The sequence below is a fragment of the Brevundimonas sp. genome (assembly GCF_036677305.1).
In the GTDB taxonomy this organism is placed as follows: domain Bacteria; phylum Pseudomonadota; class Alphaproteobacteria; order Caulobacterales; family Caulobacteraceae; genus Brevundimonas.
The window spans coordinates 1-12,311 of record NZ_JAKFEB010000120.1 but is presented as its reverse complement, the minus strand read 5'-3'; the positions used below and the strand labels follow the sequence as shown (position 1 = coordinate 12,311).

The window sequence follows — 12,311 nt, the reverse complement described above, 5'->3', positions numbered from 1 at the left end:
TGTCTGGCAGTCATCTGGCTGAACCGGAACCGGCGGCGGGCGCGGGGGTTCTGACGGCAGCCTCATCTCAAGGAGAGACCCCGATGAAAGTTCGCGACGTAATGAGCAAGGACGTCCAGGTCGCCCGCCCCGGCGACTCCGTCCAGGACGTGGCCTCGCGGATGGCGAGCGGCGATTTCGGCTTCATGCCGGTGGCCGACGGCGACACCCTGATCGGCACGATCACGGACCGGGACCTGACGGTCCGGGCCCTGGCCCAGGGCGCCCCGGCCAGCGCGCCGGTGGTGGAGTACATCACCCGCGATCCGCACACGGCGCGCGCCGACGACGACCTGAAGACCGTGCTGGACGCCATGGGATCGAAGCAGATCCGCCGCCTGCCGGTGCTGGACAAGGACAGCCGTCTGGTCGGCGTCGTCTCGCTGGGCGACCTGTCGACCCGCGTGAAGGAAAAGTACGCCGGCGAGGCGCTGGAAGACATCTCGCGCACCTGAATCCGGGCGGGGTGAGGCGGGCGTTTACGTCTGCTTCACCCTATCGCGGAACCGGCTGTTCACCCGCCACGGCGCACTCTGGACCTTCAGGATCGGAGTGGTGAATGGCGCGCGCGCAATTCCAGAAGGGACAGAAGGTCTGGGTCGAATGCGTCGGCGCATGGGCCCAGATCGAGAAGGTCCAGCCCGTCTGGGCCAAGGGGTTCGAGGAACCCGTCCGGGTCACCTATGACGTCGGTCTCGGCCGGGAGTTCCTCGGCCATGAACTGCTGCTGCCGACCGAGGATCCCGCCGCCAGTACGGGCGAGTCCTGGCGGCTGATGCGGGCCCGCAACAAGTGGCAGACGGCGGACGACTGCCCCCACCACCCCTTCCCCGGCACCTATCCCGTCGTCGTGACCGACAAGGCCGACTGGGGCGGCTGGCGCGTGCCCGGGGCGGAATACGACCGCGACCCGGACCAGATCGAATTCCAGGCCCGGCTGATCGCGGCCTCTCCGCAACTTCTGGCTCTGACCCAGCGCCTCGCGGCCTCGGTGGACGAGGCGCCGGACGACGCCCCGCCCGAGATGGTGGAACTGGCCCGTGCAGCGCGCGCCCTGCTGAAGTCCATCACTGACGTTCTGGTCTCGCCGACCGAGAACGGCGGCGGCGCGAGCCAGCGGGAAACCCAGGCCGCCTGAAACCGTTGATCGTTCCCAAGCAAGGCTCGACAGGAATCCGCGACGCAGCCTAGATTCCCTGATCGACGTCGATTTCTTGGGGAGAGCGCCTTGCGGGGCAACGAGCGCCGCATAACCAGCGAGGGACGGCGTTCGGCGGACCGGCGCAAGGGTCCGCCTGCGTGGGTGCGCATCGCCCTGTTGACCGTCACCCTGGCCGTCGCCGCCTATGTGCTGCTGTTCGCGCGCGAGATGGCTCGCCCCGGACAGGAGGCGGACGCCCTTCGCCTGAGCGCCGTGGACCGCGAGGCCCGGCTGCTGGCCCTCGATCTCGAAACCCGGATCGCCCCTGTGCAGGCCGCCGTGCGCGCCGCCGCCGTGGGAACCGAAACCCCCGCCGCCATGCTGCAACGCGCCCGCGCGGCGGCGCCCGACGCGGCCTTCGCGGTCATCGACGGGACCGGCCGTCCGGTCGCGACCGCGGGTGGAGACCCCCGCCTGTTCGCCGCCGCCCCCGGCCGCCCCGGTCTGACCGCGGACGGAAAGGCCATATTGATCGCCCGCCCCCTGACCGGCGGAGGCCGGCTGATCGGGCGCGCGCCCCTGCCGTCGCTGGCGCCGCAGGACGGAGTCCGGCGCACGGTCCTGTCCGCGCCGGACACGGTCCTGGCCGGCGGCGGGACGACCGCCGCCGCCCTGGGCCTGGCGGCCGTCCCCGTGGCGGCCAACGGTCAGGGCGTCACCCTGCGCGACAACGGCCACGCCATCCGCCGCACCGGCGCGCCGGTGGGCGACACGGGCCTGATCGCCGTGGCCTCGACGCCGATAACCGTCGGCGCCGGCGCCCTGCTGGACGATGTCTGGGTGCTGACCGCGCCGGTCGGGATCGGGGCGTTCGTGGTCCTGCTGGCCCTGCTTCTGCAACGCCGCCAGCAAGGCATCAGCCAGGTGTGGGCGGCCTCGGAACAGCGGTTCCGCGGCGCCGTCGAGGCGGCGCGGTGCGGCGTCTGGGAATGGGACACCGACAGCGAAACCGTCACCATCTCGGAATACATGGGCCAGCTGATGGGGCTGGAGAAGGGCGCCGTCACGACCGACGAGATGATGGCCCGCATCCATCCGCGCTATCACGAGGCGGTGCTGCACGCCCTGCGTCAGGCCCAGACCTTCGGCACCTTCGACGTCAGCTTCCCGGTCGCCGACGCCCAGGGCAAGGCGCGCTGGATCGACGCGCGCGGCCAGGCCCGCGGCGACCGCGGCGACGAGGGCTTCACCAGCGTGCTGGGCGTGGCGCTGGACACCACAGAGGCGCGCCGCGCCAAGGCCCAGGCCCAGGCCGCGGAAAGCCGGCTGCGCGACGGCATCGAGAGCGTGTCCGACGCCTTCGTCCTGTTCGACAAACACGGCCGGCTGATCCTGTCGAACCAGGCCTTCCAGGACGCCTTCGGCTTCGAGGAGGGCGTCGTGCGCCGGGGCGCCTACAAGCAGGACCTCAACCGGATCGCGGCCCTGGCCATCACCTCGGACCAGCCCGCCGCGGGCGGACGGGCCGGCGCGCGCGAGATCGAGCTGAACGACGGCCGCTGGCTGCAGCTGGTCGAGCGCTTCACCTCGGACGGCGGCTCGGTCGTGACGGCGGCGGACATCACCGCCATCAAGCGCAAGGAGGCCGAGCGCCAGCGGGCCACCGAACGGCTGCACGTCACCATCACCGAGCTGGAGGACCGCGAGGAGCGGCTGTCGCTGCTGGCGCGCAAGTACGAAGTGGCCATGACGCGGGCCGAAGCGGCCAACCAGGCCAAGTCGGAGTTCCTGGCCAATATGAGCCACGAGCTGCGGACGCCGCTGAACGCCATCAACGGCTTCTCGGAAATCATGGCCGGCGAGATGTTCGGCCCGCTGGGCGACGCCCGGTACAAGGGATACGCCGCCGACATCCTGAAGTCGGGCCAGCACCTGCTGAGCCTGATCAACGACATTCTCGACATGGCCAAGATCGAGGCCGGCAAGCTGACGCTGCACTATGAGAAGGTGTCGCTGAAGGAGGTCGTCGAGGACGCGACGCGCCTGATGCGCGGCAAGATCCAGGAGGCGGGGCTGAACCTGCTGGTCGACGCGCCGGAGATGCCCGAGATCGACGCCGACTACCGCGGTCTGAAACAGGTGGTGCTGAACCTGATCTCCAACGCGGTGAAATTCACGCCCGAGGGCGGCGACATCGTCGTGGCCCTGTCGCGCGAGGATGACGACCGGGTGCGGGTGGCTGTCACCGACACCGGCATCGGCATCGCCGAGAAGGATCTGGACCGGCTGGCGCGGCCGTTCGAGCAGGTCGAGGGCCAGCACTCCAAGACGACCCAGGGCACCGGTCTGGGTCTGGCCCTGACCAAGTCGCTGATCGAGCTGCACGGCGGCGAACTGACCATCGCCAGCGAGCCGGGACGCGGCACCACGGTGGGCTTCGTCCTGCCGATCCAGCGGCCCGACGGGGCGCAGACCGAACAGGCCCGCGCGGCCTGAGCCGGATCAGCGAGGCGGCGGCGGACCCTTCTTCTCATTGTCGCCGCGCACCACGACGCGGCCGCGGCGGGTCAGGATTTCGGACAGCGCCTTGCGATCGTCCGGCTCCAGCGTGGCCAGGACCGCGACCGCATCGACCTCGAGCCGCGCCCGGCCGCGCAGTTCGGCCTCGCGCGACTGGGCCAGCAGGGTGGTGATGCGGGCGCTGTCGAAGGTGTCCGACGAGGCGATGCGGACGGCCTCGCGCCGTTTCTGGCGGGCTTCCTCGAAGTCGGGGCGGACCTGCAGGGCCGAGGCGCGCAGGGTGTCGCGCACCCGGTCGCGCACGGCGGGATCCAGCTGGCCGATCAGCAGCATGGGCGAGCCGCTGCGCGGCGGCCGGTGCTGGGCCTCGACCCGCTTCTCGACCTCGGCGCGGGTCACGAACAGGGTCGCGCCCGCCGCGATAGCGAAAAGATTCAGGGCCACGGAGGCGGCCAGGGCGATCTTCAGGGTCTGCGACGTCATCCCAGCACCTCGGTGTCATCCACGGCCATCAGCGAGGCCTGGTACAGGACAGCGTCGGCCTGGGCGTCGGCGGTCAGGTGGGTGGTCAGCATGACGCCGGCGACAACGCCCGCGCAGGCCGCGACGGCCCAGCCGGCGCCGAACGCGAAGGCCAGGCGGTCCAGCCAGCGACGGCCCTCGCGCCGCGCCTTCAGCCCGGCCTCGGCGGCGGAGGCGATGACGCGATCGCGCAGGGCCAGGGAGGGCTGGACGGGGCGCGACAGGTGCAGCAGGGCGTCGACCGCGTCGGCCTCCGCCAGCGCAGAATGAACAGCGGCGGGATCGGCGTCGGCCAAGGCCCGGGCCGCCGCCCGTTCACGCTCCGGCCAGCGCCGCGCATCGGCCCCGTAGGCCGCGATCAGGGCGAGAAACCGTTCCGACGTCATCACGCTCACACTCCTTCAGCACCGGGCCGGATATCGGCCAGGGCCAGTCTCAACGCCCGCCGTCCACGCGACAGCAGGCTTTCCAGCGCATCGACGCTGACCGCCATCAGGGCCGCGGCCTCGATATTGGTCAGTTCCTGATAGTGGCACAGAACCACCGCCTCGCGCTGACGATCGGGCAAATGCGCCAACGCCGCGTTTACGCGCGCTCCCACATCCGCCGCCATCAGGCCCCGGTCCGGAGACGGCCCGTCGTCGGGCCGGTCCGGCGGCGCCTCGGTCGGAACCTCGCGCCGCCGGCGCAGCCGGTCGTAGCAGAGGTTCAGACCCACCCGGTGCAGCCAGGTGTCGAACTTGGCCTGCCCCGGCGTCCAGCGGGGCGCCTGCTTCCAGGCCCTGAGCATGGCCTCCTGGGCCACATCCTCGGCCTCGACCGGATCCCCCAGCATACGTTGGGCGAGCGCCAGCATCCGCGGCAGCTTGCGCGCCACCATGGCCTGAATGGCCGCGGGGTCGCCCTGACCCACGCGGCGCACCAGATCCTCGTCGGGGTCGGCGATCAACGCCAATCCGGCCCTCTCCCGTCGTTCGCGAAAGGGTCGTTCGGCCCATGACCGTCGCCCCGCCCATCATCCTTACTCCGAAGCGGGCGCCGGAGGCGACGCCTGCCGTTGCGCCTGACGGGCGGCGCGGCGCTGTTCGCGGAACGCCTGCATGCCGGCCTGACGTTCGGCGGAGGTCAGGAAGCCGTCACGGTCGGCGTCAAGACGGGTGAACGCCTGCTCGGCCTTGCCGCGGACCTCGGCGATCGAGATCGGACCGCGCGCCTCCATCCGGTGACCGCGATGTTCCATCCGGGAGCCGCCGCGATGCATGCGGGCGGGACGGGCCATGCGGTGCGGGCGGGCGTCGGCGCGGTTTCCGGTCCCGGCCGCGCGCGGCGCGTCGAACTCGGCGCGGCTGATGGCGCCGTCATGGTCGGCGTCCAGACGCTGGAAGCGGGCGTCGGCGCGTTGGGCCCTGCGCGCCTCGAAGACCGCGCGCATTTCCTCGGGCGCGACGGAGCCGTCGCGGTCTGCGTCGGCGGCCGCGAGGCGATCGACACGCCGGGCCACGAACTCGGCCTGGCTGATACGTCCGTCACCGTCGGCGTCGGCCCGCATGCCGTGCGACGGCTTGGCCGGCGCCTGCTGGGCGAGGGCTCCGCCGCCCGCGGCGATGGTCAGTGCGGCGATTGCGCCGGCCAGAAGGGTCTTTCTCATCAGATGATCTCCATGGCCGCCCGACGCGGCCGCTTCGTCCCTGTCGAAAAGTGAAACGGCCGCCGGGTCAGTCTCCGTCGCGGATGGCCGGGAGCGCCGACTCGAAGGCGGCCCTTGCCGCGGTCCGGGCCTCGGCCAGATGCGTCTTCAGCGTCTCGAAGTCCGCCGCCCCGGCCGCCTCGGCCAGACGGCGGCGGAAGCCCTCGGGTTCGTGATCCGGGTCGGGCCTGTCGTCGAAGGCGGCGCTGAGAATCTGGTTCAGCGCCTGCTGCAGCCGCCACGCCGAGGCCAGGGCCGGCTCGTCCGACAGGGCCTCGAGGGTCGATACCGTCAGGGGACCGCCCGATGGCGCCCCGACCAGTTGCCGCGCCTGGGCCACGAACTCCGCATCCACCTGCCCGCCGGGCGCGAGCTTCAGGTCCCAGGGCCCATGACCGGGGCGCTCGCGGGCCATCAGGTCGCGCATGCGCCGGGCGTCGGCCGCCACGTCCACCCCCGGGCGCGGGCGGCGCAGGATCGCCTCGATCGTCGCCTCGACCCGCTGGCCGAAGGCCGGATCGTCCGTCCAGACCACCCGGGCCCGGGTCAGGGCCATGAACTCCCAGGTGTCGCCCTCGTCAGCGTAGTAGTCCCGGATTGAATCCAGCCTGAGCGACACGGGCCCCTTGGCCGCCCCGGGCCGCAGCCGCATGTCGACCTCGTACAGGCCGCCCTCGGCGGTATGGGCGGAAAGGGCCGCGATCAGCCGCTGGGTGAAGCGGGAATAGAAGACGCCAGCCGCCCAGCTCTTGCCGTCCGACACGGCGTCGGCGGGGGCGTCGTACACCGTCATCAGGTCGAGGTCGGAACTGGCCGTCATCTCGCGCGAGCCCGCCTTGCCGAGCGCGATCACGGCCACGGCGCCGCCGGCCAGGGCGCCGCCCTGCCGCACCGCCTCGGCCATGGCGGCGGGGGCGAGGGCGGTGATGATCGCGTCCGCCACAGCCGTATAGGCGCGCCCTCCGGCCTCCGGATCGGCGCGGCCCGTCAGCGTCTGGACGCCGATTCGGAACATCTGTTCGCGGTGCATGCGCCGCGCGACGTTCAGGGCCGATTCGAAATCGGGCGCCGCGGCGGTCTCGACCGCCAGCTGTTCGACGACGCCGGAATCCTCGTCGATCACGCGGGCGAAGCGGGCGTCCAGCATGCTGTCCAGCGCGGCCGGATAGCGGCCGAGAGTCCGCGCCAGACGGGGGGCGAACGCCATCACGCCCAGCACCTGCTCGAACAGGATCGGCTGGGCCAGGAACAGGGCCTGGACCTGGACCCCGGCGCTGAGCCCGGCGAAGAAGACGGCGAACCGGCGGAAGGCGGCGTCGGCCGCGCCTGTGTCGGCCAGGGCCGTGAGCAGGCGCGGCGCCAGGCGGGTGAACAGTTCGCGCCCCCGCGCCGAACGCGTCGCGGGGATGCGGCCGTGGTGCCAGCTGCGAATGGTATCGGCCACGCCGGCCGGCTCGGCGAAACCCATCCGTTCGAGCGTCAGCAGGGTCTCGGGATCGTTTTCCACCCCGGTGAAGACCAGCGAGCCATAGGGCGACGACAACGCCTCCTCACCCTCGAACAGCTCGCCGTAGCGGCGATTGACCCCGACCAGCAGGGCCTCGACCCCGGCGTCGAAGGCGGCCAGATCGCCCTCTCCGGCCAGCGCCGCGACCGCCGCGCGGCGCGAGGGATCGACCGGCAGGGTATGGGTCTGCTCGTCATCGAGCATCTGTATCCGATGCTCCAGGTCGCGCAGCGTCCCGTAGGCGGCGGTCAGTTCGGCGCAGGCCGCGGCGCTGACGTGGCCGGCGTCGCGCAGCAGGGCCAGGGCCTCGACCGTGCGGGGGCTGCGCAGGGCGGGATCGCGGCCGCCGAGGATCAGCTGCTGGGTCTGGACGAAGAATTCGATCTCGCGGATGCCGCCGCGGCCCAGCTTCAGATTGGCGCCGGCGGCGTCCAGCCCTTCCCCCGTCTTGTGGACGTGGATCTGGCGCTTGATCGACTGGATGTCGAGGATGGCGGGGAAGTCGAGGCTGCGGCGCCAGATGAAGGGCGTCAACGCCCTGAGGAACGCCTGTCCGGCCCCGATGTCGCCCAGCATGGCCCGCGCCTTGATGAAGGCCGCCCGCTCCCAGTTCTGGCCGACGCCCTCGTAGTAGGACAGGGCGAAGGGCACGGCGACGACGGGCGGGGTCGAGGACGGATCGGGGCGGAGCCGCAGATCGACGCGGAAGACATAGCCGTCGCCGGTGCGCTCCTGCATCAGCGTCGACAGGGAATGGGCGATGCGGTCGAGGAATTTCTGCGGCTCGACGCCCTCGGCCAGGGCGGTTTCAAGGACCTCGGGCTCCCAGAACAGGCTGATGTCGATGTCGGAGGAATAGTTGAGCTCGAAGGCGCCGTGCTTGCCCATGGCGAGGCCGAACAGGCCGGGGATCGGGCCGCGCGGATCGTCCGGCGCGGAGACCAGCTTGCCCCGTTCACGCTGGTCGTGGGCGATGGCGCGCAGGGCGGCCTGGGTCGAGGCGTCGGCGAACCGGCTCAGCGCGGCGGTCACGGCGTCGAGGTCCCAGGTCCCGCCGAGGTCGCACAGGGCGGTCAGAAGGTGAAGCTCGCCCTTCAGCCGACGGAGGGACGCGCGCACCTCGTCGGCGCCGCCCGCCAGGGCCCCGGTGTCGGCGAGCAGCTTCGACAGACGCGCGTCGGGCGCTTCCTCCAGCAGGGCCCGCAGCCGGTCCGGCCAGCGGCGCGCCAGGCCGAACAGATAGGGCGAAGCGGCGAAAACCGGCGCCAGGGCGGGCCAGGCGGTCTCGAGGCTGGACGTCCAGCCGCCCTCCCTCGCCGCCTCATCCAGCCGCTCCCGGGCGCGTTCGGCGGCGGCGGCGTCGATGACGGGCCCGCAGGGTTCCGGGCGCGGGCCCGCGGAGGCGGTCATTCCGCCGCCGGCAGGACCAGCGCGACCCGCAGGCCCGGTCCGAAGCCGCCATAGGCGCCGGGGCCCTCGTCCAGGATGATGCGGCCGCCGTGCGCCTCCATGACCGCGCCGACCAGCGACAGGCCGAGGCCCGAGCCGGCCTCGGTGCGGCTGTTGTCCAGACGCACGAAGCGTTCGATGACCCGCTCGCGGTCGTCTTCCGGCACGCCGGGGCCGGTGTCGGTGACCGAATATTCGATCTCGCCCGACGAGCGCCGCCGCGCGCGCAGCATGACCGCGCCGCCGGTCGGCGTGTATTTGATGGCGTTGTCGATGATGTTGGCCAGGGCCTGGGCCAGGAAGGGCTGGTTGCCGTCGACCATCAGGCCGCGCTCGATCTCGGCCGAGAATTCCAGCCCCTTGTCCTCGCTGGCCGGCTCGTACAGTTCGGCCATGTCGGCGGCCAGATCGGCGGCGTCGAACACCTTTGAATCCGGCGCGCCGCCGGCCTGGAGCCGGGCGATGGCCAGAACCGTGTTGAAGGTCTTGAGCAGGCTGTCGGCCTCGTCCAGCGCCAGCTGCACGGCGTCGACGCCGTCGATCTTGCCCGCCTCGGCGTCCATCAGGGCCACCTCCAGCTTGGCCCGCATCCGCGTCAGGGGCGAGCGCAGGTCATGGGCGATGGCGTCGCCGGCGTGCCGGATCGAGGCCATCGAGGCTTCCATGCGCTCCAGCATGACGTTCAGCCCGGCGCCCAGTTCGTCCAGTTCGTCGCCGGAATTCCTGACCGGAACCCGCGCCTTGAGGTCGCCTTCCTGCACGGCGGTGACGACCTTGCCGAGCCGTCCCATGGACCGTTCGAGATTGCGGCTGACCAGAACGCCCCCGGCCAGGCCCAGCAGCAGGACGATGCCCATGGCCGCCCACAGGGCCTGGGTCAGGCGGGCCAGATAGGCTTCGGTGTCGATCAGGGACGCCCCCACGAACAGCATCTCGCCGCCCGCCAGACGCACCTGGACGCCGCGGGCCTGGGGCCGGACCACCGTCCCGTCAGCCAGGGTGTAGGTGAGGGGGAAGGTGATCCACTGCTGGTTCCCCTCGAAATTCTCGAAGGGAGACAGGCTGAGACTTCCGGTGATCCGGTCGCCGGCCTTGTCCATCAGCAGATATTCGTAGCGGCCCGTCAGGGTGCGGTCGATCACCGCCCTGTTCAGGGCGTCCAGCCCCCGCGCGTCATAGATGCCGGTCAGCACCTGCATCTCGCCGCGCACGTCCCGCTCGGCCTTGGTCCGGGCGGCGTCGGCGGAGGCGAAATAGACATAGGCCAGGATCGCGCTGGCCGCCGCCGCGAACAGGGCGAGGAACAGCAGCGTCAGCCGGAAGGGGGTGCGGCGAAGGAGGGAGGGAAGTTTCACTGGCTGCCGTCAGGGCTCCAGCCGGTAGCCCGCCCCGCGCACGGTCTGCAGCATGGCGTGATCGAAACCCTTGTCGATCTTGGCGCGCAGGCGGCTGATGTGGACGTCGATGACGTTGGTCTGCGGGTCGAAATGATATTCCCAGACCTTCTCCAGCAGCATGGTGCGGGTCACCGACTGGCCGGCGTGGCGCATCAGGAATTCCAGCAACTGGAACTCGCGCGGCTGCAGGTCGATCTCCTGGCCGGCGCGGTGCACCGAGCGCGAGATCAGGTTCATCTCCAGATCGCCGACCTTCAGCATGGTGGCGACCGAGCCGGTCTCGCGGCGGCGCGACAGGGCCTCGACGCGGGCGATCAGTTCGGAGAAGGCGTAGGGCTTGACCAGATAGTCGTCGGCGCCCGCCTTCAGGCCCGCGACGCGGTCGTCGACCTCGCCGAGGGCGGAGAGGAACAGCACCGGGGTCTGGTCGCCGTCCTTGCGCAGGGTCTCGACCATGCCGATGCCGTCGAGGCGGGGCATCATGCGATCGACGACATAGACGTCGTAGCCGCCCTTCTGGGCCTCCAGCAGACCGAAGGCGCCGTCCACGGCGTGGGTGGGCTCATGGCCCGCCTCGGTCAGGCCCCGGACCATCGCGGTCGCAGCCTCGGCGTCGTCCTCGACCACCAGAATTCGCATGGAATCAGCCCCTCAGATGCGGAATCGCCGCCGATGTTAGCGCATCGGCGGCGATGGGGGCAGTTAAGGCTTGTTCAGAGTCGTGATCATTCGCCGTCGTCAAATTTCAACGGCGCGACGACGTTGCCGCCTTGCGGGGTGCGGATGAACAGCAGCACGCTGGGTCGGCCGGCCTGCTTCGCGGCCGCGACCACCGCCCGAAGGTCGGCGGCGGACGTCATGTTCCGGGTGTTCACGCGGGTGATGACAAGACCGGCTTGCAGACCAAGGCGCGCGGCCGGGGTCGAGCGGGCGACGTTGGTGATCAGGACGCCGTTCACATTGTCAGGCAGATCATAGCGCGATCGCAGGGCGGGCGTCAGCGGCACCACGCTCAGGCCTTCCACCGGCTCCACCTGGGCGGCGGGCGGCGGGGGCTGAACGGCGCCGCCGGAGCCCGAACCGTCATCGGCCAGAAGCTCGTCTTCCGGAGGCCGCGTTCCCGACCGGATGCTCAGCGTCTGCCGGCGACCGTCACGGATCACCTCGAGGCGGATCGTTTCGCCGGGTCTCGCCTGGCCGACGAGCCGGGAAGCCTCGGTGCTGTCCTCGACCGGTTTGCCGTCAACGGAGACGATATAGTCGTCGACCCGCGCGCCGGCGCGGTCGGCGGGCGCGCCTTCCGTAACGCTCTCGATCAGGGCTCCCTTGAAGTCGCGGGGCTGGCCCAGGGCCTCCCAGCCGTCGGGGCTCAAGGTCCTGAGGCCGAGGCCGACATAGCCGCGCTCGACGCGGCCGTTCCGCATCAGTTGCTCCGTCACGCCCTTCGCGATCGACGCCGGAATGGCGAAGCCGATCCCGACCGATCCGCCCGTTTGGGAATAGATGGCCGAGTTCACGCCGATGACGCGGCCGTAGATGTCGAACGTCGGTCCGCCCGAGTTGCCCCGGTTGATGGCGGCGTCGATCTGCAGGAAATCGACATACTGGGCCGTCTGGTCATCGACGTTCTGCCGGGCGAGGGCCGAGACGATCCCCGCCGTGGCGGTGCCGCCCAGACCAAAGGGGTTGCCGACGGCGATGACCCAGTCACCGACCCGGGGCTGGGCCTGTTCCTCGAACGAGACGAACGGAAAGTCGGCGCCCTCGACCTTGATCACAGCGAGGTCGGTGGCCTGATCCCGTCCCACGAGCCGGGCTTCCATCTCGCGGCCATCCGCCAGCTTGACCCGAATCTCGGTGGCGTCGGCGACCACGTGATTGTTGGTGGCGATGAAGCCGTCGGCGGAGATGAAGAAGCCGGATCCGGCGCCCAGCGCGGTCGCGCCCTCGTCATCCTCGCCTTCCGGCACGCCCTCAGCGCCATTGGGATTCGGAATCGCGAAAGGCGTACCCGGAATCTGGAGCATGTTGGGCCGCTGGACCCGCGTC

At 71.0% G+C, this 12,311-nt stretch carries 11 protein-coding genes; 3 read left to right on the top strand and 8 right to left on the bottom strand.

Annotation, left to right across the window (positions count from 1 at the left end; all coding sequences use genetic code 11):
• The first annotated feature begins 83 nt into the window (after nucleotides 1-83).
• From V6M42_RS07030 to V6M42_RS07020, 3 genes are all read left to right on the top strand, one after another.
• Entirely contained in the window at nucleotides 84-494 is a 411-nt protein-coding gene (locus V6M42_RS07030; RefSeq protein ID WP_332658583.1) for a CBS domain-containing protein, read from the top strand.
• A gap of 104 nt (nucleotides 495-598) precedes the next feature.
• Nucleotides 599-1,177 carry a hypothetical protein gene (locus tag V6M42_RS07025; RefSeq protein WP_332658584.1) on the top strand — a complete coding sequence of 193 codons (579 nt, stop codon included), beginning with the start codon at nucleotides 599-601 and terminating at the stop codon, nucleotides 1,175-1,177.
• A 90-nt stretch (nucleotides 1,178-1,267) separates the two neighbouring features.
• Nucleotides 1,268-3,676, top strand: a complete 2,409-nt coding sequence (locus V6M42_RS07020; protein WP_332677978.1) for a PAS domain-containing sensor histidine kinase — start codon at nucleotides 1,268-1,270, stop codon at nucleotides 3,674-3,676.
• Between the two features lie 6 nt (nucleotides 3,677-3,682).
• Here the strand turns inward: V6M42_RS07020 and V6M42_RS07015 are convergent, their stop codons facing one another.
• The 8 genes from V6M42_RS07015 to V6M42_RS06980 all read right to left on the bottom strand — a co-directional run.
• Nucleotides 3,683-4,183, bottom strand: coding sequence for a periplasmic heavy metal sensor (locus tag V6M42_RS07015; protein ID WP_332658586.1), 501 nt, complete (start codon nucleotides 4,181-4,183; stop codon nucleotides 3,683-3,685).
• Complete coding sequence (locus V6M42_RS07010; RefSeq protein WP_332678005.1) at nucleotides 4,180-4,608, bottom strand: hypothetical protein; 429 nt, start codon at nucleotides 4,606-4,608, stop codon at nucleotides 4,180-4,182. Before V6M42_RS07010 ends, V6M42_RS07015 begins: the two co-directional genes overlap by 4 nt.
• 5 nt (nucleotides 4,609-4,613) lie before the next feature.
• Entirely contained in the window at nucleotides 4,614-5,177 is a 564-nt protein-coding gene (locus tag V6M42_RS07005; protein ID WP_332677977.1) for an RNA polymerase sigma factor, read from the bottom strand.
• A 66-nt stretch (nucleotides 5,178-5,243) separates the two neighbouring features.
• A complete protein-coding gene (locus tag V6M42_RS07000) occupies nucleotides 5,244-5,870 on the bottom strand; it encodes an EF-hand domain-containing protein (RefSeq protein ID WP_332677976.1) in 627 nt (208 codons plus the stop codon).
• Between the two features lie 67 nt (nucleotides 5,871-5,937).
• A complete protein-coding gene (locus V6M42_RS06995) occupies nucleotides 5,938-8,826 on the bottom strand; it encodes a bifunctional [glutamine synthetase] adenylyltransferase/[glutamine synthetase]-adenylyl-L-tyrosine phosphorylase (protein ID WP_332677975.1) in 2,889 nt (962 codons plus the stop codon).
• Complete coding sequence (locus tag V6M42_RS06990; RefSeq protein WP_332658590.1) at nucleotides 8,823-10,220, bottom strand: sensor histidine kinase; 1,398 nt, start codon at nucleotides 10,218-10,220, stop codon at nucleotides 8,823-8,825. The genes V6M42_RS06995 and V6M42_RS06990 overlap by 4 nt, the downstream gene beginning before the upstream one ends.
• A gap of 9 nt (nucleotides 10,221-10,229) precedes the next feature.
• A complete protein-coding gene (locus V6M42_RS06985; protein ID WP_332658591.1) occupies nucleotides 10,230-10,901 on the bottom strand; it encodes a response regulator transcription factor in 672 nt (223 codons plus the stop codon).
• A gap of 86 nt (nucleotides 10,902-10,987) precedes the next feature.
• A partial coding sequence (locus tag V6M42_RS06980; protein ID WP_332677973.1) for a trypsin-like peptidase domain-containing protein occupies nucleotides 10,988-12,311 on the bottom strand: 1,324 nt, incomplete at its 5' end.

What these genes read in the sequence shown, in the direction of transcription:
- V6M42_RS06995 (WP_332677975.1), bottom strand. Translation starts at nt 8,826, where the DNA reads ATGACCGCCTCCGCGGGCCCGCGCCCGGAACCCTGCGGGCCCGTCATC.
- V6M42_RS07015 (WP_332658586.1), bottom strand. Translation starts at nt 4,183, where the DNA reads ATGACGTCGCAGACCCTGAAGATCGCCCTGGCCGCCTCCGTGGCCCTG.
- V6M42_RS07000 (WP_332677976.1), bottom strand. Translation starts at nt 5,870, where the DNA reads ATGAGAAAGACCCTTCTGGCCGGCGCAATCGCCGCACTGACCATCGCC.
- V6M42_RS07010 (WP_332678005.1), bottom strand. Translation starts at nt 4,608, where the DNA reads ATGACGTCGGAACGGTTTCTCGCCCTGATCGCGGCCTACGGGGCCGAT.
- V6M42_RS07025 (WP_332658584.1), top strand. Translation starts at nt 599, where the DNA reads ATGGCGCGCGCGCAATTCCAGAAGGGACAGAAGGTCTGGGTCGAATGC.
- V6M42_RS07030 (WP_332658583.1), top strand. Translation starts at nt 84, where the DNA reads ATGAAAGTTCGCGACGTAATGAGCAAGGACGTCCAGGTCGCCCGCCCC.
- V6M42_RS06985 (WP_332658591.1), bottom strand. Translation starts at nt 10,901, where the DNA reads ATGCGAATTCTGGTGGTCGAGGACGACGCCGAGGCTGCGACCGCGATG.